The organism is Psychrobacter lutiphocae DSM 21542, assembly GCF_000382145.1.
GTDB lineage: Bacteria > Pseudomonadota > Gammaproteobacteria > Pseudomonadales > Moraxellaceae > Psychrobacter > Psychrobacter lutiphocae.
This window is the reverse complement of sequence record NZ_KB907628.1, coordinates 83,765-107,919: the sequence shown is the minus strand read 5'-3', so window position 1 is coordinate 107,919 and position 24,155 is coordinate 83,765. Positions and strand designations below refer to the sequence as shown.

The 24,155-nt window shown below is 42.8% G+C and carries 17 protein-coding genes and 1 pseudogene; 7 read left to right on the top strand and 11 right to left on the bottom strand.

What is annotated here, in order from left to right:
• A pseudogene (locus tag H140_RS0104340) lies at positions 1-276 on the top strand (transposase); the annotation flags it as partial.
• A 94-nt stretch (positions 277-370) separates the two neighbouring features.
• Here H140_RS0104340 and fdhD read toward each other — a convergent pair.
• The 8 genes from fdhD to H140_RS0104300 form a co-directional block, all read right to left on the bottom strand.
• Positions 371-1,384 carry a formate dehydrogenase accessory sulfurtransferase FdhD gene (gene fdhD / locus H140_RS0104335; protein ID WP_227672874.1) on the bottom strand — a complete coding sequence of 338 codons (1,014 nt, stop codon included), beginning with the start codon at positions 1,382-1,384 and terminating at the stop codon, positions 371-373.
• Positions 1,385-1,407: 23 nt separating this feature from the next.
• The gene (locus tag H140_RS0104330) at positions 1,408-3,786 is read right to left on the bottom strand and encodes an FdhF/YdeP family oxidoreductase (protein ID WP_019672434.1); all 2,379 of its coding nucleotides are present in this window, start codon (positions 3,784-3,786) and stop codon (positions 1,408-1,410) included.
• 259 nt (positions 3,787-4,045) lie between these two features.
• Positions 4,046-4,852 (bottom strand): acetyl-CoA carboxylase carboxyltransferase subunit alpha, encoded by an 807-nt coding sequence (locus H140_RS0104325; protein WP_019672433.1) that lies wholly within the window; start codon positions 4,850-4,852, stop codon positions 4,046-4,048.
• 143 nt (positions 4,853-4,995) lie between these two features.
• A complete protein-coding gene (gene ppx, locus H140_RS0104320) occupies positions 4,996-6,507 on the bottom strand; it encodes an exopolyphosphatase (RefSeq protein ID WP_019672432.1) in 1,512 nt (503 codons plus the stop codon).
• A 348-nt stretch (positions 6,508-6,855) separates the two neighbouring features.
• Complete coding sequence (gene hemL / locus H140_RS0104315; protein WP_019672431.1) at positions 6,856-8,154, bottom strand: glutamate-1-semialdehyde 2,1-aminomutase; 1,299 nt, start codon at positions 8,152-8,154, stop codon at positions 6,856-6,858.
• 347 nt (positions 8,155-8,501) lie between these two features.
• Positions 8,502-8,648, bottom strand: a complete 147-nt coding sequence (cydX, locus tag H140_RS15430) for a cytochrome bd-I oxidase subunit CydX (protein WP_019672430.1) — start codon at positions 8,646-8,648, stop codon at positions 8,502-8,504.
• Between the two features lie 26 nt (positions 8,649-8,674).
• Positions 8,675-9,811, bottom strand: coding sequence for a cytochrome d ubiquinol oxidase subunit II (gene cydB, locus H140_RS0104305; protein ID WP_201546928.1), 1,137 nt, complete (start codon positions 9,809-9,811; stop codon positions 8,675-8,677).
• On the bottom strand, positions 9,804-11,402 hold the full coding sequence (locus tag H140_RS0104300; RefSeq protein WP_019672428.1) for a cytochrome ubiquinol oxidase subunit I: 1,599 nt from the start codon (positions 11,400-11,402) through the stop codon (positions 9,804-9,806). Before H140_RS0104300 ends, cydB begins: the two co-directional genes overlap by 8 nt.
• Before the next feature lie 699 nt (positions 11,403-12,101).
• Between H140_RS0104300 and cydD the strand changes: the two genes are divergently transcribed.
• Entirely contained in the window at positions 12,102-14,027 is a 1,926-nt protein-coding gene (cydD, locus tag H140_RS0104295) for a thiol reductant ABC exporter subunit CydD (protein ID WP_019672427.1), read from the top strand.
• Positions 14,024-15,847, top strand: a complete 1,824-nt coding sequence (locus H140_RS0104290; RefSeq protein WP_019672426.1) for an amino acid ABC transporter ATP-binding/permease protein — start codon at positions 14,024-14,026, stop codon at positions 15,845-15,847. Before cydD ends, H140_RS0104290 begins: the two co-directional genes overlap by 4 nt.
• Positions 15,848-16,047: 200 nt before the next feature.
• Here the strand turns inward: H140_RS0104290 and ppk2 are convergent, their stop codons facing one another.
• Positions 16,048-17,157, bottom strand: a complete 1,110-nt coding sequence (gene ppk2, locus H140_RS0104285; RefSeq protein WP_019672425.1) for a polyphosphate kinase 2 — start codon at positions 17,155-17,157, stop codon at positions 16,048-16,050.
• A 509-nt stretch (positions 17,158-17,666) separates the two neighbouring features.
• Between ppk2 and H140_RS0104280 the strand changes: the two genes are divergently transcribed.
• Complete coding sequence (locus H140_RS0104280) at positions 17,667-18,560, top strand: DegV family protein (RefSeq protein ID WP_019672424.1); 894 nt, start codon at positions 17,667-17,669, stop codon at positions 18,558-18,560.
• A 169-nt stretch (positions 18,561-18,729) separates the two neighbouring features.
• Here H140_RS0104280 and H140_RS0104275 read toward each other — a convergent pair whose 3' ends face one another.
• Positions 18,730-19,083, bottom strand: coding sequence for a zinc ribbon domain-containing protein YjdM (locus H140_RS0104275; RefSeq protein WP_019672423.1), 354 nt, complete (start codon positions 19,081-19,083; stop codon positions 18,730-18,732).
• 289 nt (positions 19,084-19,372) lie between these two features.
• Between H140_RS0104275 and ygfZ the strand changes: the two genes are divergently transcribed.
• A complete protein-coding gene (gene ygfZ, locus H140_RS0104270) occupies positions 19,373-20,113 on the top strand; it encodes a CAF17-like 4Fe-4S cluster assembly/insertion protein YgfZ (RefSeq protein WP_019672422.1) in 741 nt (246 codons plus the stop codon).
• 321 nt (positions 20,114-20,434) lie between these two features.
• On the opposite strand, the gene H140_RS15075 is transcribed toward ygfZ, so the two are convergent.
• Entirely contained in the window at positions 20,435-21,073 is a 639-nt protein-coding gene (locus H140_RS15075; protein WP_019672421.1) for a Spy/CpxP family protein refolding chaperone, read from the bottom strand.
• 545 nt (positions 21,074-21,618) lie between these two features.
• Here H140_RS15075 and H140_RS0104260 point away from each other — a divergent pair.
• Both H140_RS0104260 and H140_RS0104255 read left to right on the top strand, forming a co-directional pair.
• Positions 21,619-22,290, top strand: a complete 672-nt coding sequence (locus tag H140_RS0104260) for a response regulator transcription factor (protein ID WP_019672420.1) — start codon at positions 21,619-21,621, stop codon at positions 22,288-22,290.
• A gap of 126 nt (positions 22,291-22,416) precedes the next feature.
• Positions 22,417-24,021, top strand: coding sequence for a sensor histidine kinase (locus tag H140_RS0104255; RefSeq protein ID WP_019672419.1), 1,605 nt, complete (start codon positions 22,417-22,419; stop codon positions 24,019-24,021).
• Positions 24,022-24,155 lie beyond the last annotated feature (134 nt).

Here is a 24,155-nt window from a genome sequence, read left to right as displayed (position 1 = left end):
CAACAAAGTGGGGATGCTTATTTTAAGCGCTTGTTGATTGCATCTCAGGCATGTACATTAGGGTGGCGTATTATGCAAGCATCGGATAAGCAGTCTCAAGAGTTTGCTTTGTTTCTTGTGCGTCTGTCAGGTCGGCAAATGAAGCACAACAAACCGATAACTGCGCCTGCGCTAATGGCTGGGTTGTTCCAGTGGCTTAACTTTACCGAGCTTGTTAATCATTATCCCCCTGATAAGCTAAAGTACTTTGCTGATGCTGCTAGTAAATTTATGTAGATACCTATGCTTTACCAAAGGAAGGGCTAGGGATGGATTTCAGCCAAGCCCAGCCTGACCCTTGCCGTTAAATACGCACTAACAATAATACGCACTAACAGTAAAAAGTCACTCGATTATCACGCAAAAATCCAGCCAGCCCCAGCCCATAGCGCTGTGCCACACGCACTGCGGTACTGGTCGGCGCAGACATTCCCACTAGCCAAGGAATACGGCAACGTACCGCCTTTTGTACCAGTTCAATAGATAGCCTAGAAGTCATCACCACACACTCAGCCATCACCTTGTGGCGCAGCTGCCAGCCGATGAGCTTATCTAAAGCGTTGTGACGTCCGACATCCTCAAATAAATACAGCTGACCTTGATAAATTGCCGCTGCTGCATGCACGGCACCAGTTAATTGATGCGTCTTTTGCGCCCTATCGATTTGTTCCCGCATCCTCAGTAGATACGCCAAACTCGGCCGAGCACCCACAGACTGCTGATAGCCACTCAAGTCGGGCAGTGCTTGAGTTAGCCCTATCATGCCACACATACCGCATCCGGTACGCCCAGCCAACTGCCGACGCTGAGATTGTATGCGCTGATGGCAGCGCTGATTTAGGGTAATGCTGACCACATAGGCATCATAATCCTGTAACTGCTGTAATAAGTCGTGCTCAACAGCAGTGCTGTCCTTGGCATTTGAGTCTGTGAATTGTTGCAAGTCTGAAGCGCTATTTAGATAGGTTACCTCCCAATCTAATAGCTCGTGACTATGATCTATCAGACCTTCACTATACAAAAAGCCAATCGCCAGATATTCAAGCTCGCTCGGGCTGGCCATCAATACCGCATAATGAATGCCATTAATCACAATGGATATTGCCGCTTCAACCGCTAAGCTGGCTTCTGCATAATTGATTTGATCATGGTCAGCTTGAGCAGACTCAGCCGAATCCTGACTCAGCATCTGCTGCTGAGTCATGTGTTCACGCGCCAACTGCGCCTGAGTTGTCGCTTGCTGGGTTCGCGCAACTGGTAGCTGTGTCTGTGAATTCTGCTCTGCTGTCTTAGACCTTGCTAGAACCAACTGTCGTTGCCTTGGCTGCTTAAGCGGCTTTAGCATCAGACTCTGCGCATCTACTAACATTATTGCACCGCTGGTTCTAATATCCGCTTCAAGCTCACAGTCACTGACTTATAAGCTGGAATATGCGAATTGGGCGCAAAACTGTCAAGATCCATTAAGTCATTACATTCAGGATAGTAGGCTGCCACAGCATTGGAAGCGATGTCCATTTCAGTAAGCACCAACGGGCCAAGCTGACGGGTATTGCCTTGGCTATCTTGACGGCTAACAACAATCTTGTTGCCAGCTTGCCAGCCCATACGCTGAATCTCATCTGGGTGCATAAACAGCACATCACGACGCTTAGTCTGACGATAACGATCTTCCATACCAAAAATCGTGGTATTAAACTGATCATGGCTGCGCACTGAGGTGAATTGCCAGACGGTTTGCTCCGACTGATCAGATACTTGTTCTTCTGCCGCTTGTGAGTATTGATGGCGTTGTTGCGCTTGCTCAGTATGCTGCTGCATCTCGTTGGCGACATAAGTGATGGGATATTGAGGGACAAAAAACTGTGCTTTGCCAGTCGCTGTGTGCCACTGATGATGGCGTGCTGGATGGTATAAATGAAACCCTCGTTTGCTTTCACGAATGCGCTGATTAAAGTCTTCAAAACCACCAATCGCTTGCGCAATGTAGTCACGAATTAAGTCATAATCTTCTGCCAACGCCTCCCAGTCTATGACCGGTGCATCAGGTGAGGTCTGCTGCTGCGATCGTGTTGCAAACACACGACTGGCGATACCAGCGACAATCTGCGCTTCTGACTTTAGCTTATCACTAATAGGCTTCAGATGTCCTTGTGTGGCAACCACTTGACACATAGAGTCTTCAATCGTGGCAAACTGTGCTCCGTTGGCGGTCACAAACTTCTCGGTACGGCTTAAGCAAGGCAAGATAATATTGTGCTGATCAGGATTAGTTCCTGGATACAGCATGGTTTCATTAAGCTTAGTTGCCACGAGCACATTTAGCTGATTGTTGGTCAAGGCACGCTGAATGGCTTTGGTATCAGGCGCTGCTACCGAATAGTTACCACCCATCGCCATAAATGCTTTAATTTTGCCTTGTTGCATCGCTTGGGCGCCGGTTACCACATCGTAACCGTCTTCTCTAGGCATCGGACGTTGGAATACCTGCTCTAAGCTGTCTAACAAAGCCGCTGCTGGGCGCTCATGAATGCCCATAGTGCGATCACCTTGCACATTGGAATGCCCACGCACAGGAGACGCTCCCGTTCCTGTGACGCCTATCATACCCATCAGTAATAACAGATTGGTAATCATGCCCACATTATCATCACCCTGCACATGCTGAGTGATGCCCATACCCCAAGTACAAATCGTTGCCTTACTCTCAGCAACAACCTGAGCAAGACTAATTATCTCAGCTTGGCTAATGCCACTACCATACTCAATATCTTCCCAGCTTTGTGCTTGTACCCACTTCTTTAACTCATCAAATCCTGAGGTGTGGGTTTGGATAAAATCTTGATTAATTTTGTCATTATCAATCAGCCATTTTGCCAGACCTGTTAACAGAGCAGCATCACCGCCAATTTGAATCTGGATGACATCATCGACCATGCCTTCACTGCCACCAGTGAGCATATGCCCGACTCGTTGTGGGTTTTTGAAGCGGCTTAAACCTTGCTCACGCATTGGGTTAATCGAGATAATACGACAACCTTCTTCGTGGGTATCAGCCAGTACTTCTAGCATACGTGGGTGGTTGGTGGCTGGGTTTTGACCAAACATCAAGATTAACTCTGCCTGTTCAAAATCCTCTAGCGTCACAGTTGCCTTACCCACACCCAACTGTTTCGTGAGCATCACTGAGGTTGGCTCATGGCACATATTTGAGCAGTCTGGTAAGTTGTTTGTGCCAAATAGGCGCACAAATAATTGATATAAAAAGGCCGGTTCGTTGGTCACTCGTCCTGAGGTATAGAACAATGCCTCATCCGGTGACTCTAGGCTATTTAACACCTCTGCAATGCAATCAAACGCCTCTTCCCAGCTAATAGGAACATAGCGGTCTTGGCTGACATCATAGCGCATTGGCTCGCTAAGACGACCAGCTTGATCTAGCTGATAGCCAGACCACTGCTGTAATTCGCTGACACTGTGATTGGCGAAAAATTCCGCCGTGGCTTGAGTACTCATGGTCTCACTGGCCAGTACTTTGATACCAGATTCACAGACGTCTATGGTTTTGTGCGTTTTATGATCTGGCCAAGCACAGCCAGGGCAGTCGAATCCGCCATTGGGCTGGTTACTGTGCAAAACGCTGATGCTACCACGCAAAAAGGCATGATAATCCATCAGGACACGAGAGGAGTCTATCAGAGCAGACCATCCAGCAGCGGGATGGTTGTAAACGGGTATCTTGCGCATAAATATCCTTATGAATACAGAAGTATAATCAGTGAATAGCAGCGTATTTCTCGCTGAAAAAAAGTGTGTGGTTTGACTCAGTCAACCTGATTACGCAAACTGGCTTTTGTGCTAAAGCGGATGGATAGACCTCTATGTAAAACTTTTGGTTATCCCATCTTAACACCAGTCTGTGACATTAAAAAACCCTGATGATCAATAATTGAGAATCAGGGTTTTCACAGGCTTATGGCCATAGCTTTAGACTGGCTAGGGCGGATTAAACACTATCTAGCCCTACGGTTGAGTCAAAACTTTTTAGTCTGGCATAACGCTGCTCAAGTAGCTCATCGATTGGCTTTTGTTGTAATTCGTCCAATTGCTCGCTAAGCAGTTGTTGTAAGTTTTTCATGACAGGTTTTGCATCAATATGTGCGCCCTCACCTTCATCTACGATATGATCTATAAGGCCAAGCTGATAGAGGTTATCAGCATTTAGTTTAAGCGCATCTGAAGCTTCTGGTGCTTTTTCGGCAGTTTTCCACAAAATTGAGGCACAGCCCTCTGGAGAAATCACCGAGTAGATGCTATTTTGCAACATATTAACTTTATCACCTACACCAATCGCTAAAGCACCACCTGAGCCACCTTCACCGATAATAGTGACTATAATCGGTGTTTTTAAGCTACTAAAAGTAGCGATGCTTTCGGCAATGGCTTGTGCTTGTCCACGCTCTTCAGCACCGACGCCTGGGTATGCACCTTGAGTGTCAATGAAAGTCATGACCGGCAGACCAAAGCGCTCTGCCAGCTTCACTAAGCGAATCGCTTTGCGGTAGCCTTCTGGATAAGCCATGCCGAAGTTGTGGGCAATACGCTCACGGGTACTACGTCCACGGTGCTGACCGATGATAAGCACAGGCTTACCATTGAATCGTGCCAATCCACCGATGACGGCTCGATCATCTGCAAAGGCTCTGTCGCCATGCAGCTCATCAAATTCAGTAAAAAGTTGACCGACATAATCCAAAAACAAAGGTCGTTTGGCATGTCTTGCTAAGCTAACGCTATCCCATACTGCGCTCATAATATATCCTTAATCATTATTATTAATGTTGCTTTTTTTGTTACTTTTTTATGTTACTTTTTTATGTTACTTTTAACCACTTGTATTAAAACAACTATTACCACTTATTGACTACTGGCAAACTACTAATCCAGTGTTAGACGTTAGCGACATACTACGCTTAAATTAACGCCCCACTTCTTGAACTGATCTATGTCATCTTTAAGATCAAAAACCAGCAAGGCATGATCTTCTGCATCAGCTTTAACACTAATTCGCCAGTTGTGTTTATCAGCAATATTGAGTTTTAAGTCGCTTTTATCTTGATCATTACGGCTACGATGTACCAGTACCGCTAGCCGCAGTAGCAAGCATAAATATACCAAACTATCACCACCTACACTTTGAGCCTGCTCTAAGCCTTCTGCTTTTAATTTGCGTCTGTGATTACGAGCCAATTGCGCCATGTGCAACTGATCAACTTGTGAAAATCCAGGAATATCAGAGTGTTGCAACAAGTAAGCACTGTGATGATGGTAGCCACTGTGACTCACCGCCAAACCTATCTCATGTAAATAAGCGGTACGACGCAGTAAATCATTGTCTTCATTCTCTAGCCCTAAGGCAGTGTGTGCCATAGCGTACAAACGCTCACAGCTTTTTACCACCCGTTTTGCTTGTTTTTTGTCCACCGAATAACGTTCGATTAATGCCTGTACACTGCGATCTCGGACATCTTCACTAGCAAAGCGACCCAGCATGTCATACATCACCCCTTCACGCAGAGCACCATCAGAGTAGGCAATGGTCTCGATACCCAGCACCTTCATCGCAGCTCGTAATACAGCTACGCCAGCTGGGAACACTGCCTTACGATGCTCTTTGACACCCTCTAGGCTGATGTCTTCAACTCGGCCAACTTTTAACAAATGTTGCTGTAATTTTTTGACACCTGCATAAGTGATGCGCTCTTGCTCATCTGCCCAACCTTTAGATACTAAGACGTTACGTACCGCCTTAATCGTACCACTTGAGCCAGTAACACTGCTCCACCCTGCTTTTTGATATTGACGGCTGATACGTAAAATCTCTTTGCGGGCATCGGCAATAGCAAGCTCAAATGCTTTTTCTGTAATATTACCGTCTGCAAAGAACCACTGCGTATGTGCCACGCAGCCAAGTTGCAAGCTTTCTGTCAATAACGGCTCAAACCCTTGGCCGATAATAAACTCGGTTGAGCCGCCACCAATATCAATCACCAAACGCTGCTCACTACTGGCATTGGTATGTGACACGCCCAAATAAATCAAACGTGCTTCTTCACGCCCAGCAATAATCTCAATTGGCTTGGGCAAAACAGCGTTGGCACGGCGAATAAATTCATCCGCATTCTTGGCTTGACGCAAGGCATTAGTTGCCACAATACGCAACCTGTCAGCAGACACTGATTCTAATCTTCCCATAAAACGAGCCAAACAATCTAGCCCTCGTTGCTGTGACTCTTCACTTAGTATTTTATTTTTATCCAAACCAGCTGCCAGCTGTACTTTTTCTGACATAGAGGCGACTTTGCGAACCTCACCATGATCTAGGCGGGCGATGGCCAAGTGAAAACTATTTGAGCCAATATCAATGGCTGCCATCAGTTCATCATTTGCAAGAAAGTTATTAGGCATAGGGAATTATTTTACCTTACATTGATGCATTAAAAGCGACAGCTAATCACAGTCAGACTACCAGTTAACGGCAATTGTGCTGTCATGAATGTTATACAGGTGCTGTATAATCGTAACAATATATGTCATCCTATTCTACCAAATTCTAAAAGCGATAGGCTAAATCTAGCACAATATAAACAAAAAGAAGTCGCTGATAAAATAAAACACCATCTTAATTAATCTTAAAATGGTGTTTTTATATTCTATATTTTGGATATGACGCTTTATTTTGATTTAATGCTTTAACAGGCTGTAAGCAATAATCGAATACAGACTGTAAGCCATAATCAAGTGATAGTCACTCTTTTATGCCACCATTGATGCAAACACCTCATCAGCTGCTTTAATCGTTGCATCTAGGTCTTCTGTTGAATGCTTCACCGACATAAAGCCCACTTCATAGGCCGATGGCGCCAAATAAATACCCCTATCTAACATACCATGAAAGAAGGTATTGAACTTATCCATATCACAGGCAGTCACTTCATCAAAGTTCTGCGGTACACCAGTTGCTTCGTCTTTGACGAAGAATAAGCCAAACATACCGCCAAGCTGGGTTGAGCGTAATAAAATACCATGCTTTTCTGCTGCGGCTTGGATGCCTTCTACTAGATAGCTGGCTTTATCTGCTACTTGATCATAAAAACCAGCAACCGTTAGCTCTTCAAACATAGCAATACCTGCACGCATCGCCAACGGGTTACCTGATAAAGTACCAGCTTGATAAACGCCGCCCAACGGTGCGATACACTCCATAATCTCACGCTTACCACCGAAGGCACCGACGGGTAATCCTGCACCAATAATCTTACCAAAGCAAGTTAGATCTGGCTCAATACCAAAATGAGCTTGTGCGCCACCTAGACCCACACGGAAGCCGGTCATAACTTCATCAAAGATTAACACTGCACCGCCTTGGGTGCACTGATCACGCAAAGTATTGTGGAACTCTTGAGTGGGTATCACCATGTTCATGTTGCCAGCGATTGGCTCAACAATAACACAGGCAATCTCATCACCCCATTTGGCAAAGCAGTCTTTTACCGCTTGTGGATCATTGTAAGGCAAAGTAATAGTATGCTTGGCAAAGTCAGCTGGTACGCCTTGCGAGGTAGGCTCGCCAATGTCAAGCATGCCTGAGCCTGCTTTCACCAACAGACTGTCTGAGTGACCGTGATAACAGCCTTCGAACTTCACAATTTTGTCACGTCCCGTATAACCACGTGCCAAGCGAATCGCACTCATCGTCGCTTCTGTGCCTGAGCTGGTCATACGAATCATGTCAACGCTGGGCACAATGTCACAGATGGTATCGGCCACTGAGGTCTCAAAAGTGGTTGGCGTACCAAAGCTCAGACCGTCATCAGCCGCTGCTTTGACCGCATCGATGACTTTTGGATGGGCGTGACCCAAAATCATTGGGCCCCAAGAGCCAACATAGTCAATATACTCATTGTCTTCGGTGTCATAGATTTTGCTGCCAGCAGCTTTGTGCATAAATACCGGTGTGCCACCAACGCCTGCAAAGGCACGCACTGGTGAGTTAACGCCACCTGGAATGTGTTTTTTGGCTTGTAAAAATAACTGTTCGTTTTTGGTACTCATAGTTGTCTACCTGTTTATTATTTACTGCTTCATTAGGGAGTGAAAAATTAATAATTAAAAACGTTACTGATTAAAACGTTACTGATTAAAAAAAGCTACTGTGGTTAAAATCGCTCTGTTAATGATTAGCGGCTGTCTATATTATTTTGATATTTGTTTTTGATATTTATTACTGTTAGCCCCTATCTTAACAAAAATTCTATCCTAACAAAAAAAGTGGGCTCAATATCATCGAGCCCACTTTATTATAGCCTAACTTATGACTCAGTTACCGATAAGCAACAGTACGGTTAAACCGAGTTTTGCTGTCTGTATTACCAAGTAACTGAACTTCTAGATTTACTGTACTAGTCTTCTGGATTTATCGCATTAGGCTTCTTGGCTTTTGGACCAAAGGCGTCTTTACGACCTTGCTCATGCTCTAACCATACTGCATTCACAATCGCCAGTAGTACTGCAAACCCAAGTCCTAGTATCCATGCAAAATACCACATAATGTACTCCTAAAATATCTCACTATTTAGTAAAGGGTATGATCATTTTCACGGATATAAGCCGCTGTTACTTTACCACGCATCACGCTGTAAGCCCAACTGGTATAAATCAAGATGATCGGTAAGAAAATAACCACAGCATACAACATCACCATTAAGGTCAGATGACTTGAGACACTGTCCCACATGGTTAAGCTGGCATTTGGGAAAGTAGAAGATGGCATCACAAATGGGAAGAGTGAGATGCCCGCTGTCATAATAACCCCAACAATCGCCAAGCTAGAAGTAACAAAAGCGGTCAAGGTTTTACCCGCTTTTAACAACAAAGCAGTTAACAATGGCATCACCACACCCAGCACTGGGAACACCCAAGCGATAGGATATTTTGCATAGTTAGCCATCCAAGCACCTTGCTGGACTTCTACTTCTTTACCCAAAGGGTTTGGTAATGCGGCAGGGTCAACTTGTGACACAATCGCATACCCATCGATAGACTGAATCCACACCCCAGCTGCGATAAATAACACTGTCATCAATACCGCAGAAATTGAGGTGAACTTGATGGTACGTGCCTGTACGTCGCCAACTGTACGGTGTGCTAAATAAGCACCACCTTGCATAATCAGCATGGTCGCACTCACCAAACCACATAAAATAGAAAATGGGTTTAGTAATTGCCAGAAGCTGCCAGTATAGGTAGATACTAGCGTATCATCAAAGCTAAATGGCACGCCTAAGAACAAGTTACCAAAGGCGACACCGAAGACAACTGCTGGTACAAATGAGCCGACAAATAGACCCCAGTCCCATGCATAACGCCAGCGTAGATCTTTGACCATACTGCGATATTTAAAGCCCACAGGACGGAAGAATAATGCCCAAAGTACCGCCATTAGCGCCCAATAAAAGCCACTAAAAGCCAGTGCATAAACCATAGGCCAGGCAGCAAATAAAGCACCACCTGCAGTAATAAACCAAACTTGGTTACCTTCCCAGTGCGGGCCTACTGTGTTGACAATAATACGTCTTTCCTCATCGTCTTTGCCAACAAAAGGCAGTAAGCTACACACCCCCATATCATGTCCATCCATGATGGCAAAACCTATCAGTAGCACACCAACGAGCAACCACCAGATGATTTTTAGCGTTTCATAATCAAACAACATGGTCTGCCTCCTTATCTGCAGCAACAGGGGTTACATTGCGAGGGGTTTCGCCATAATAGCGGCCTGTACCCAAGCTACCTGGCCCTAACTTCACATATTTAACCATCAAGTAAATCTCAATAATTAATAAGAAAGTGTATAGGCCAACAAACCCTGCTAAAGACCCATAAACATTGGCAACACTAAAGTTTGAAACCGATAAGTGGGTAGGCAGAACACCATAAATGGTCCAAGGCTGACGACCGTACTCTGCCACAAACCAGCCAAGCTCAACCGCTAACCAAGGGGCAGGCAACATAAGTACAGCCCACTTTAATAGCCATTTTTTGTCCGTAAAGGTGCCTTTAATGGTGTACCACATACTGACGGCAAATAACGCCAGCATTAAGAATCCTAACGCCACCATGCCACGGAATGACCAGAACATAGGCGCCACCGCAGGAATGGTATCATCCACTGCTTTTTGGATCATCTCTGGTGTCGCTTGTGACACATCAGTGGTGTATTTTTTGAGCAACAAACCAAAGCCAAGATCATCTTTAACTTCTTCAAACTGGCTGATTAAAGCCGGATCTTGTGGGTTGTCATGCAGCTGCTCAAGCAGACCAACAGCGGTAATACCAGTTAAGATACGCTCACGGTTCATCTCTTTGATATCATGAATACCCGGTATTTCTTTATCAAAAGAGCGGGTACCAAGAATACCCATCGCATATGGGATTTGAATTTCCCAGTTATTTTTTTGCTCTTCTTCATTAATACTGGCAATGAGGTTAAATGACGCTGGTGCCGGCTCGGTATGCCACATGGCTTCCATCGTAGCCAGCTTAGTTTGCTGCGCCGCACCAATGGAGTAACCTGATTCGTCTCCCAATACAATCACACTTAAAATAGACGCCAAACCAAAGGCTGAGGCCACTTGGAAACTGCGTTTGGCAAAGGCCACATCACGCTTACGTAATAAATAAAGCGCAGAAATCGCCAACACAAAGACCGCCGCTGTGACATAACCAGCTGAAACCGTGTGAACGAATTTATTTTGTGCATCTGGATTTAATAAAATGGCCGCAAAATCAACCATTTCCATACGCATGGTTGCATAGTTGAACTCTGCGCCTACTGGACTTTGCATCCAGCCGTTGGCAATCAAAATCCAAACTGCCGATAGGTTGGTACCCAGCGCCATTAAGATGGTAACCACCAAATGTTGCGCGCGCGATAATCTGTCCCAACCAAAGAAGAACAAACCTACCATGGTAGATTCTAAGAAGAAAGCCATCAGACCTTCAATGGCCAAAGGCGCACCAAAGATATCACCCACATAGTGCGAATAATATGCCCAGTTTGTACCAAACTGGAATTCCATGGTAATACCAGTAGTGACCCCTAGCGCAAAGTTAATACCAAACAACTTGCCCCAGTACTTGGTCATATCTTTCCAAATCTGCTTACCTGTGGTGACATAGACAGATTCCATAATGACCAGAAGCCACACCATGCCTAAGGTTAGCGGGACAAACAAAAAGTGGTAAAGCGCTGTCACCGCAAACTGCAAGCGGGATATATCAACGAGATGTTCAGTAATCATACCAAACCTCCTAAAAAGAAGAACTAAATCACACAGTTGACTGTCTCACTACACAGATATGGCACTGCTAACATCATTAGCCCAACGTCCTTATTGTTTGTTATGCCCTACCCTTTTGTTTACCCCTTATGTACTGCTCACTCAATTGTGTAAATTAATCCTGCGTTACCCATAAGTTTAGAGCACTTTAAAAAAACTATAATAACTAAATACTTACCAAAACAGTCAGTTGTTATAGCAATAAAAAAGTCTCTGTTGATTATTTCTGAAAAATTTTATGATTTTTTTACACAACATTTATGGAAGTTTTACCAAAATGCCATACTAAAAGCGCTACATTGGTGTTACAACAAAGCTTCATACTTATCACTGCATTATATAATATAACAATTTATATATCATTATATAATATAGTACATACAGTCATTCAAACCATAGCTATCTGGACAATAAAGCCTTCAATGTTGCTACTAAATACTAAGACCAATCTAGTGCTTATTATTGCAGAAAAAATAATATATACACTTAAACTAGACTTCAACTATTATACTACCACTTTAGTCGTAAGTTACCTGAAATTAGCTTTTTTGTAAATCCCTGCTTACAATAATGAAATGCCAAACTATCTAGCTGATATTAAATAAGTTTTTACAAAAAAACCCACTTAATTTTTCTTTTTTTACTAAAGACAGATACATTATGGCAACACTTACTCATGCCGAAAAAAGCTTTTTAAAAAAAATAGTGACACAAGTTCGTGGTCTACTTAACTTAGCTTGGCTACTCACCTTAGTCAGCACACTGCTATTTGTTTGGCAAGCTTGGATTCTTGCCAGCATATTCAGTCATTGGCTGAATAACTACTTTAATCAGTTACCACTATCAACCAACATCTCCTTTTCTTGGCTACTTGGGCTGTTACTCTGCTTCGCACTGCGTCCATTACTCAATACAGGGCGTGAGTTGCTAAGCGCCCATGCAAGCCTCAAAGTGAGAAGTCAATTACGTCAATCTTTGTTGGACACAATGGCAAGCCTTGGCCCTAACCTGCGCTACTTTGGTAGTGAAGGCAGTTTATCAAGTCAAATTATTGATCAAACCGATGCACTAGATGGCTTTATTAGCCGCTTTAGCGTGCAAAAGAAAGTCACGGTCACCACCCCCATTATTTTGCTGATTGCGGTAGCATGGCAAAGTAAGTTCGCCGCCTTTCTACTGCTGCTGACCGCACCTTTGGTACCAATTTTTATGATTTTAATTGGCCATCTTACCGCACGTAAAAGTGCTGCCCAGTTTCAGGCCTTATCGCAGTTAAGTGGGCGATTTTTAGATTGGATACGAGGTATGCCTACTTTGAAACGGCTACAAGCCACGCATATTGCAGAGCATGATTTGGCACTAAGTAGTGAAGATTATCGTAAACGTACCATGGATGTACTAAAAGTTGCTTTTTTAAATGGGGCGGTACTAGAGCTATTGGCTGCATTAAGTATTGCGTTGGTTGCAGTCTATCTTGGTTTTGGACTGATGGGGATTTTACCTTGGGAAAAAGATGTGGTGCCTGTTCCCTACTTTGGCGCGTTGTTTATTTTGCTATTAGCGCCTGAGTTTTATGTGCCCTTACGCCAGCTTGGTGCCGATTATCATGCCAAAGCTGAAGCTGAAGGTGCGGTGCAAAGCTTGCTGCCCATTATTGCAGCTGCCAACATAGCCAATACGACAACCGATATGGCTAAAACAGCTCAAACGCTGACCCAAACCAAGCCGACCGACACTGACGCTGATATTGCTTTAAATCAAGCTTTTGGGCTGATATTTAGCAATCTAAGTATTCGCACACCTATTGCTCATATTGATGACGTTAACTCTAAGAATACACAAAACACTGATTCAAAAAGCCAACAAGAGCAGCACTATCGCATCCGCTTAGCACCTGTGAGCTTTAGCCTACTTCCGGCACAGCGTATGGCCTTAGTCGGTGATAGTGGTAGTGGTAAATCTAGCTTATTGCAAGCAATTATGGGTTTTGTTGACTATCAAGGTGAGATTCTGCTTCAGCTTCCAGATCAACCTCAACGGCAAGCTCAACCAGCTGCTACCATCGAGCCAACAGAGCAAGCTTCATCTTCACCTACTGCCATGACCGCTGTCAGCCTCCAACAGCTGGATATCAATATACTGCGCCAACACATTGGCTATCTGGCACAACAAGTAGCCCTGATGCCGCTTAGCATTGCCGATAACTTGCGCTTGGCAAATCCAGACGCCACAGAGCAACAGTTGATCGAGGCACTACAACAAGTAGAGCTTTGGGAGTTAATACAACACTTGCCAGATGGCATCAACACCCAGATTGGTGAGCGTGGTCAAGGATTATCAGGTGGTCAACAGCAGCGGCTTGGCATTGCACAATTGCTACTGCGAAAAGACAGCTTATGGCTGTTAGATGAGCCCACAGAGCATTTAGATCCAGATACTGCACAGCGAATTCACCATTTATTAGAGCGGGTCAGCCGTGGCAAAACTGTGATTTGGGTTACGCATGCACATCAGCAGCTTAACTGGCTCGATGACGTGGTTCAGTTGTCGCTACCGCAAGCGTTCGTTAAAGGAGAGATGCAATGATCCCGACAAATAACGACACACCGATTAACGAAATAGCGGCAACGTCTACTCATCCAGAATCATCACAAGCAGCGCCCACTTTCCGTCTGCGTGATTTAATTAAGCCTTCTTTTGACTTATGGCTTCTATCATGGCTATTAGGATTGATCACTGCCGTATCGATGATTGCGCTACTGATGACCTCTGGCTGGTTTATTACCAGTGCTGCCCTAGCTGGGATGATTGCCATCGGTTCACATAGCTTTAACTATATGTTGCCAGCGGGTGTCATTCGAGTACTAGCAATGGCTCGCACCGCAGGGCGTTATGGCGAGTTGATGCTGTCACATCATGCGGTGTTTTCATTGTTAAAAGTGTTGCGTTTGCGCTTTTTTAAGCAATTGGCTGTCCAGCCTTTGACACAACAGCGCAACACTTTACACGCGTCACAGTATATGCACCGCTTAGTCAGCGATATCGATAAGCTTAATGAGTTTGTGCTCAGAGTTATCTCACCTTGGCTCGTTGGTACTATCAGTGTCATTTTATTGGCTCTATTTACCCTCTGGGCTTTACCTCTCTCTACCAGCAATAAGCTACTTATTTTGGCATTATTAGCAGCCAGTTTACTGTTACCGTTAATAGCTAGCGTTACAGGAGTAAGACAAGCCATGCGCTTGTCAAAAGTTGCAGAGGCACGCCGTCAAAAGTTACTTGCACCGCTATCCATTATCACTCAACTGCTATTATGGCAACAGTGGCACACCCAAACTCAAGACTACATCAATCAAGATAATAAATTACAACAGCTTGAATGGCGAGCACAAAAACAACGCTCAATTTATATGCTACTGATACAGTGGCTATTTTATACCACCATCTTGTTGATCCTATTTGCTCTATTTCAGTTGTCTGATAATAGCGTAACCCTAACTAGTCCAGTAACGACACTCAATGAAGGGGTATTCGATGTGCCTTTGGCGCTAGCAGTAACCTTGGGCTTACTTGGTATTCAAGAAATCATTGTCCCGCTTGGTCAACATTATTTGGCTTTAGGCAACAGTATGGCTGCCAAAGATCGATTAAACCAATTGTTATCTAACTCAGCAGGTCATAATACTCGCTCTAAACCTACTCATAAAGCGAGCCATAAAACCCGTCATCAACCACAGCTGCTTCCTTTGCCGCATACGGATACGGCGCTCAACGCTGAGCTAGACAAGGTCTATGCCAAAATTCCGCAAGCCCTGGTAGGTGCACAAGATGTCACTGTCAGCATCCGCTCTGGGCAACCGCTGATTATCAATGGACCTTCTGGCTGTGGTAAATCCACTTTATTGCAAATGCTGGCAGGTGAATTACCGCTTTTATCTGGACAGGTACGGTTAAACGGGCATGATTGGTTTGACTATGACTGGCAAGATCAGTTGGGCTATTTGGGACAGCAGTTGGATATCTTTGACCAAAGCTTGGCGGAAAACTTGCGCTTGGGCAAGCCTGATGCCAGTGATGATGATCTGGTGGCTGTGTTGCAAAAGGTGGGATTGGATCAATGGCTACACGCACAGCCACAAGGATTAAACACGCCACTGGGTGAATACGGTACTGCCATCTCTGGTGGGCAAGCCCGACGTATCGCTTTGGCTCGGCTGTTATTAAAACCACGCCGCGTGTTGCTATTAGATGAGCCTTTTGCTGGCTTAGATGCGCAAACGCGCGCGCATCTTTGGCAGCAGTTACGTGAGCATCAGCAACAAGGGCTATTGGTTGTGGTTAGTCATCATCAGTGGCATATGGGGCAATGCGATACTTTGACGCTGCAAGAAGGCATATTTGTTTAAAGCCACACAGCAATAGATAAGATATCTTTTCTCTAAAGTGGTGGTTTTACGACGACTTGTGATAAAAAAAAGCGACCTCTAGCTAGGTCGCTTTTTTGTGATTGCCATACTTAATCAAGGGGCTGTTTAATACCAAATCTGAAAATTAAGATATCGAGATAAACGAATGCAACAGACCCTAAATACAGACTAGACTAAATTTAAATAGCCAAATCATCTTTTTCACCAAGCTCGTATAACGCACCAGCACGACCAACAATCAGCGGATCGACATTACCCACTTGCTCAGCATCCTTACCTTCATACGGAAGTTTATTTAGGACATATCGCATGGCATTAAGACGGGCACGTTTTTTACAGTCTGACTTAATAACAATCCAAGGAGACTCAGCGTTGTCTGTATTATAAAACATTGCTTCTTTTGCTAATGTATAGTCATCCCACTTATCTAGTGACGCCATATCAATCGGAGACAGCTTCCACTGTTTTAGAGGATGTGCTTCACGTTGTTTAAAGCGGCGGCGTTGCTCATCACGGCTCACTGAGAACCAGAACTTAATTAGATAAATACCTGAATCTATCAAATGTCTTTCAAACTCAGGCGCTTGCTTCATAAAGATCTCGTATTGCTCATCAGTACAAAATCCCATCACACGCTCTACACCCGCACGGTTATACCAAGAACGGTCAAATAACACCATTTCTCCCGTTGACGGTAGGTGTTGGATATAGCGTTGGAAGTACCACTCACCTAGCTCACGCTCAGTTGGTTTTTCAAGAGCCACAACACGAGCACTACGAGGGTTTAAGTGCTCCATAAAGCGCTTGATTGAGCCTCCTTTACCAGCAGCATCACGACCTTCAAAGACGATGACTACTTTTTGACCTGTTTCACGTACCCATTTTTGTAGCTTTAATAGCTCAACTTGTAAGTGATATTTTTGTTTTTCATAGGTTTTACGTGACAAGCGGTTTTTGTACGGATAGCCTCCTTCACGCCAATTGTCTGATAGCTCGTCATCTTTTTTAGTACCGGTTTTAACTTGATTTGCTAATGCGTGTTGTGCAAATAAGTCTTTTAATGCTTTAAGATCATCAGGAGAGGCATCATGGATAATGGCTTGTAAATGCTCTGAGATACCATCAATATTACCCTCTTTTAAGTCTTTTAATAGGACTTGATCTATAACTTCTTTCGTTTTTACACGAGAACCTGCCTTTTTCTTAGTGGTTTCATACTTCTCAATCTTTTTTTCGTTTGTGATATAGTTGTCATCAATTTTTTCAACTTTGCTGTCTTTCTTTGACATAAGATCCCCTCATTGTTAAGTATATTCGATAAGAAAAGTAGGTTACTATAATCATTATAGCAATATCTACCTTTGTTATTTATCTAAAAATACTACTTATTAATTGTTTTATTGCTATGACAAATTATCCCTTAAAAAAGTTATGGATTAAACACCAATAGATGACTGTAACACTCATTAAATTAGCGACTGTATAGAATTCATTTATCAGGACTGCTAATAGCCAAACTAATATAAAATCTACATAATCACACGTTTCATAAAGCCAACCAAATTTTTAAATCCCTAAATTACTTTTTCATTATGACTATCCTAAGCCAGTATTACCCTCTATAATTCAAGTTATTCATACCAAATCTGAAAATTAAGATATCGAGGAAAATGCGTGCAGACGCTACAAGTCGTAGTTTAGCGAGCTTGACAAAGATAGGTTATTTTTCACAATAGGATATAATTAGTCATCATAGACAACTGGTCATTATAGATTACTGAAACTTTAGGTACCCAATATGAGTCGTATCGTTCTAAGTACATCCTCATCAGGGCTTGATGATATGGATATCAAACATAATATTGAGCTGATTCGGCTACGCATTCATATCAATAACGTAGAGTTTATTGATGGCAAAAACATCAGTAGCCAGCGCTTACAACAACTTATGAACGAAGTTAGCCACTCTCCAGTACGCACCTCTCCTGCGCCAGCTCATGAAGTGGCCATGATACTAAGTAGGCTACTAAGCCAAGATGTGAAAGAGGTATTCATTACCACTTTATCGTCACAAGTCAGTGACAGCTATCAGATTATCAAGCAGGTCGCTGATAGCTTTCAAGATAAAATGGCTGTCTATGTATATGACACCAAGGATTTAAATGCCTGTGAAGCACTGCTAGCCCTAGAGGCAGATCGCTTAATGCAGCAAGGCCATGACATGCTTGATATTGCTGCTCGTTTAGATGCGCTGCGCCGTAGTCATCAAATGCTATTTGTCGCTGACGACTTATCCTACTTAATCAAAAATAAAAAAATATCTGGTGCGGCTGGTTTTTTTGCTAATCTATTTAGTATTAAACCAGTATTACAAGTTTCTGATGCTGGACAAGTTCTTCCTATCAGCAAAATTCGTAAAATCGACAAAGCCTTTGAGTACATGATTGATTCTTTAGCGGATATCATGCTACGTCAAGACTCCTTTGCCTATGTATTAAGTGCTGGTCGTCCAGATTTAGATCAATATTTTTTACAGATGATTAAGCAACGTACTGGGCTTAATAGTATTGCAATACTACCCGTATCTGCCATTTCTTTAGCAAACCATGGGCCAAGTGGACTTGGATTGTGTGTATTTAAAGGCGATGTGCCAGCAGCTGTTCAACTGTTTCAAGCCACTACAATTGGTTAGGAGCATATCTTCAATTCGTACAATAATTTTTAGCATCTCTTGAGATGGGTTAAAACAATTAGATCTGGCTTATTTTTACTACTGACAAAAAAAAAGCTCATCTTAATTTTAAGATGAGCTTTTTTAATCAAACTATACTGTTTTAATCAAACTATTAAGTCAAAAGATGCTAGGCTTTTTTTACCACAGATGATTTTAGCTTCATTGGGCCAAAGCCATCGACTTTACAGTCAATATCATGATCATCTGGCGCATCATGCAATAAGCGAATATTTTTGACTTTTGTACCAACTTTAATCGGTGTAGAAGATCCTTTTACCTTCAAATCACGAATAACAGTCACCGTATCACCATCTTGCAACTCATTACCAACTGCGTCACGAATAATGACTTCAGCTTCACCAGCTTCAGCACTTTCTGCTTCAGCGGCGGTCCATTCATGAGCGCACATTGGACAAACCAATAACGCACCATCTTCATAAGTCAAATCAGAATCACAGCTTGGGCAATTAGGTAAACTCATTTTATCCTCATTATTAAATTTGCGTGGTGTTAGTCAATTGAAACTGTCACCAAAATGTTATAGCTTAAAATCATTACAATGGCTATTGTAGCTTAAATGCCAAAGTTTTGCTCATAGCGGGTGATAAATAAAAAATCATCCCCATTAATTAATAATTAACTAAGCCCTAAACTCATAGAGCTACCCTAAACTCCTAAAACTACTCTAGATACGATAACCTCGTGTTCGATACAACAACCTCATAAGTTAACCCCAGAAGCTAACCTAATATAATAAAAGGATATAAACCATGAGCAGTGTAAGTTTTAAGAAAATTAGCCTAACAGGTGACGACAGCAGTAAGTTGCTACAAAACCAATTAACTGTCAACATCCACAAACTAACCGACAGCTATTTGCCAGCAGCCATTGCTAACACCAAAGGTCGCATTGAATTTGGCCTTTGGATCAAAAAGTCGGCTGATAACCAATTTGATATCGTCACCAGCAGTGACTGCTTAGACAGTTTGCTAGCGCATCTTAAAAAATATAGTGCCTTTTTTAAAGTAACTTTTTCTGCACCTAGTGACATCTTTCCTTACGTCCAAACGCTATCAGATACCAAAATAGCTACTTTTAGTGACAATCCAGATGACAATCAACCTGAACAGTGGATGGCACATAGCATCGCAACTGGTAACTACTGGATCATTGCCGCCACCCAAGGTGCCTTTCAACCTCAAGAGCTTCGCTTACATCAGCGTGGTGGGGTTGATTATGATAAAGGCTGCTATTTGGGTCAGGAAGTGATAGCGCGTATTTATTTTAAAGCCTCGCCAAAAGCCTTTTTGCACCGCGTCCAAGGTCAGGGTGAGCTGCCACAAGCTGGTGATAGTTTAGGTAGAATTAAGGTGGTCAATGCCGTTGCTACCTCTGACGGCTTTGAGGCGCTAGTTGTTGCAAGACCTGAGCAGATTGATGATTCAGATCTTAATGTACTGAACTTGCCTGAGCCACTACAAGGTAGTGTTGCGCGTGCTGATAATGAGTAGTCAACCATCTTATCATCAGCTATGGTACTACCATCATCAGCAACTTATCATCAAAAACAAGTGCTAGCTCTAACCGCTAAGCCTTAGTATTGATAAAAAATGATGGGGAAAGCAACTGGAAAAACGATTGATTAAAAGCGACCTATTCAATGAATAGATCGCTTTGTTAGATGTCATTTTAGGCTAGGGTTGTTTTTCGCTGGTACTTCTACTTGTACCTCTATTAGCTTTTACCTCTTATTAGCTTTTACCTCTTATTAGCTTTTACCTCTTATTAGCTTTTACCTCTTATTAGCTTTTACCTCTTATTAGCTTTTACCTCTAGTTGGTAGGCGCATTACGCATCGGCTGATTACCACGATACTGCTGGCGCATCTGCTGCAACTGATTCCTTTGTTCATCAGTCAATACTTGATTCATGTCATGCATATTTTGCATATTTTGCATAAATATGGCCTTTGATATTGCTGCGTGCTGATCTGCTAGCTTATTTAATTCAGCTTGGTTCATATTACGACTATTAATCAAAGCTTGAGCTTGATCATGCATTTGCTGCATTTGGGCATGGTGCTGATTGTAATAGCCTTGCTGACTTTGCCACTGTGACTGCTGAAGCTGTTGCATTTTTTCTTGCTGTTCAGGCGTCAGTCTTAATTGATTATAATCACCACCTCTCATGCCATAGCCACCCATATGACCTCCCATCCGACCATAGCCTCCCATATGATGTCTTCCCATGCCGTAGCCCATCATACCATGGCCTCCATTCATGTGACCTGGACCCATCATACCATAGCCCCCACTCATAGGACCATGATGATAGCCTTGTGCCATTGGCTGTTGCATTTGGCCTACTGAAGGCGTTGATTGTAGATCAGAAGCTGTTTCGTTTTGAGCGCATGCAACCATCGCAATGCTACTAGAAGCAACAAGTAACGAGCTTATTATTAATTTTTTCATAATGAACTCCATTAACATTGGTTTAAATTAAGACGTTAAAGTTAAATTGAGTCAAATACTTACAATTTTGCGCTGTGTTACACGTTTACTATTTAGAGATTAGCTTTTTAACTTTATTACTAGTTTTTTAACTTTATTACTAGAGCGCGTCCTTTTTTGGTTAATAAGACCAAATACGTCTGTACTCGATAGTTTCTATATTAGGCTATTTTTATGTTAAATAGGATGATGAATCATTAAGAAAGGTAACGATTGCACCATTCAAACCCTGTTACTCTTGCTTGTTAGCTTAGCTGTGGTTAATATCAGCCTATCTGCTTTGTTTTACACTGCTATTAGATACTTCTCTTCTGTATGAGGGAAAATCATACAACACACCACTTATTAATATATCTTATATAAAAACTATTAATGATAATATAATCTAAAAATAAAACCAACACAGCATGCATAGCACTACTTAATTATTCTTAATATAAAAGTTATTTGAATACAATCAATTCTATACAGAGCTAAACTAAATTGAACGTAAAAACAGGGTATTTATGACACGCATTTTATTAGGTGATGACGACAAAGAGCTGGTTGAACTGCTTGATGAATATCTGACTAATCATGGGCTTAGCTGTGATGCCGCTTATGATGGTGAACAAGTCCTCGAAAAAATTAAATCTAATATCTATGATCTGATTGTGCTAGATATCATGATGCCCAAAATTGATGGGCTTAGTGTGCTCCGTCAACTTCCGACCCTAACCCAAACCCCCGTGATCATGCTAACAGCCAAAGGGGATGAGATTGATCGCATTATTGGACTTGAATTAGGTGCAGATGACTATATTGCCAAGCCCTGTAATCCACGTGAGCTACTGGCTCGGATTAACGCTGTCATTAAGCGGGCTACTATGTTAAATACAGAGGTCGTCCCACTAGTGCATGATCGCCTAGAGTTAGATCAGATCCACAGAGTATGCAAAGTAGATGGACAACCATTACAAGTAACGGGTACTGAGTTTGATTTATTAGTCGCCTTGTTGCAGCAGCAAGGTAAGGTCGCCAGTAAAGAGTGGTTATCGAAAACCGTATTACAACGTGAGCTGCAACCACTAGATAGAAGTCTTGATGTCCACGTGTCACGTCTTAGAAAAAAGCTTCAGCCCTATCATGACGATCCAATTAAAGCAGTCCGTGGAAAAGGCTATCAGCTTGTCTTATAACCTATCTACATCATCTTATCTGCCTCATCTATTTAAAACGGCATACCACTATCTAAACTCGTTATGCTTATTGCAATATTGCAGTGCAACACCCTAATACACTAGCAGTCTAGGAGCATCTACATAATGAATAGTAAGATCCCTAACCTGACTTTTATCAGTAAAATGACACAGCCACTAACTCTATTTTGGCGGCTATTTTTAAGTATGTTACTAGTACTGCTGCTAACTTCGACCTTATCTGTGGCCATCGAGCGTTGGATTAATACTCGCCAAATTAACAATCGTATGCAGCACCATGTCAATCAGCTAATTACTAGCAGAGATCAAATCGTCAAATTATTGCAAGTCGATGATTTACAGGCAGTTGAGCTACTGTATCAAACTAATAGAAGCCTAGTATCACAAATACTTATCACTGATGAGCAAGGGCGTCCTTTATTCCAAAACCGACATCAGCGCCATATGATGCACATGCAGCACATGCATATGACCCCTTTTATGCCACATATGATGCGGCATACGGTAGATAATATTGATAAAAACACCCTGACAACACTTGATTTGCGTGACTCGAATATGCCTAGGACAGCGCCTTGGCAATATATCAGTGCAGATGCCAGCGCCTATCCTGAAATCAAAGAGGTTATTGTCACTGGTGCCCAAGGCCACTCATACACCATTCGTCTTATGCCACGCCTGCCATTACGTGATGTATTGGCACTGCGTCAAGACTATACTTTGGTACGTATTGTGCTGATTGTACTATTTAGTATCTTGGTCTGTTACTGGCTCAGTCGAGCCTTAACACAACGCATTCGCAATTTACAGCAGGCCATTCATATGATGAGTGAGGGCAGCTATCAAGCCGCAGAACAACTAACAGATGTTAGTAATAATAAGCTAGGCAAGGATGAATTGGGACAGCTAGCCAAAGATGTGGCCAAGCTATCAACCCGCTTGGCTGAAAGTGAGTTGGCTCGTAAACAAATGCTCAGTGATATCTCGCATGAACTGCGCTCACCGTTGGCTCGGTTAGAGATTGCCACTGAGCTAACACGTGACTTTGCACCAGAGGCTAATCACTATCTAGATCGTATTGAAAAAGAGTCATCACGTATGAATCAGCTCATTGAGCATATTATCCGTATCCAATCGCTACAAATGCGCCAGCACATCTTAAATCTTGAGTCCTACCATCAGCTCGACTTATGCACTTTATTAGATGAGATCAAGGCGGATGTATGTTTTGAATTTCAAGAAAAATCTGTCCATTGGCAGTGGCAGGTCGCAGCTGACACCTCATATCAACTGCTGGCAGATCCATTACAGCTACATAGTGCCTTTGAAAATATTATTCGTAATGCCTTTACTCACACTGCACCAAACTCCACCGTTACTGTCTCCTTAGACACGCTTAGCTTAGAGGGCAGTAAACAACCAGCTATTCCAGCTATTAAAGTGCAAGTCATAGATGCTGGTGATGGGGTAGCAGAAAGTGACTTACACCGTATTTTTCAGCCTTTTGTACGTTTAAGCTCATCTAGAGAGCGCATACCTCAGCATGATGGTTCGGTAGCTACTGGCAACTATAAATATCAAGGTTATGGGCTAGGGCTAGCGATTGCTCATGCCATTATTTTGTCGCATCAAGGGCAGTTAGTTGCTTACAATCGTCAAGATAATCAGTCTGGACTGGTAATTGAAGCTATCTTACCAACACATTTATAGCTTTAGCCATTGGTATGGTTTTAGTCATTTACATCAAATACAGTACGATACAACACAACAAAGCCGCATAATCTAAATTATGCGGCTTTAGCTGTTGTCATCCTTGACGGCTCTATTATTACCTACCCCATCCT

Excerpts from the sequence above, each read along its gene's own strand:
- fdhD (WP_227672874.1), bottom strand. The coding sequence starts at position 1,384 with ATGCTAAAGCCGCTTAAGCAGCCAAGGCAACGACAGTTGGTTCTAGCA.
- H140_RS0104330 (WP_019672434.1), bottom strand. The coding sequence starts at position 3,786 with ATGCGCAAGATACCCGTTTACAACCATCCCGCTGCTGGATGGTCTGCT.
- H140_RS0104325 (WP_019672433.1), bottom strand. The coding sequence starts at position 4,852 with ATGAGCGCAGTATGGGATAGCGTTAGCTTAGCAAGACATGCCAAACGA.
- ppx (WP_019672432.1), bottom strand. The coding sequence starts at position 6,507 with ATGCCTAATAACTTTCTTGCAAATGATGAACTGATGGCAGCCATTGAT.
- hemL (WP_019672431.1), bottom strand. The coding sequence starts at position 8,154 with ATGAGTACCAAAAACGAACAGTTATTTTTACAAGCCAAAAAACACATT.
- cydX (WP_019672430.1), bottom strand. The coding sequence starts at position 8,648 with ATGTGGTATTTTGCATGGATACTAGGACTTGGGTTTGCAGTACTACTG.
- H140_RS0104300 (WP_019672428.1), bottom strand. The coding sequence starts at position 11,402 with ATGATTACTGAACATCTCGTTGATATATCCCGCTTGCAGTTTGCGGTG.
- cydD (WP_019672427.1), top strand. The coding sequence starts at position 12,102 with ATGGCAACACTTACTCATGCCGAAAAAAGCTTTTTAAAAAAAATAGTG.
- H140_RS0104290 (WP_019672426.1), top strand. The coding sequence starts at position 14,024 with ATGATCCCGACAAATAACGACACACCGATTAACGAAATAGCGGCAACG.
- ppk2 (WP_019672425.1), bottom strand. The coding sequence starts at position 17,157 with ATGTCAAAGAAAGACAGCAAAGTTGAAAAAATTGATGACAACTATATC.
- H140_RS0104280 (WP_019672424.1), top strand. The coding sequence starts at position 17,667 with ATGAGTCGTATCGTTCTAAGTACATCCTCATCAGGGCTTGATGATATG.
- H140_RS0104275 (WP_019672423.1), bottom strand. The coding sequence starts at position 19,083 with ATGAGTTTACCTAATTGCCCAAGCTGTGATTCTGATTTGACTTATGAA.
- ygfZ (WP_019672422.1), top strand. The coding sequence starts at position 19,373 with ATGAGCAGTGTAAGTTTTAAGAAAATTAGCCTAACAGGTGACGACAGC.
- H140_RS15075 (WP_019672421.1), bottom strand. The coding sequence starts at position 21,073 with ATGAAAAAATTAATAATAAGCTCGTTACTTGTTGCTTCTAGTAGCATT.
- H140_RS0104260 (WP_019672420.1), top strand. The coding sequence starts at position 21,619 with ATGACACGCATTTTATTAGGTGATGACGACAAAGAGCTGGTTGAACTG.
- H140_RS0104255 (WP_019672419.1), top strand. The coding sequence starts at position 22,417 with ATGAATAGTAAGATCCCTAACCTGACTTTTATCAGTAAAATGACACAG.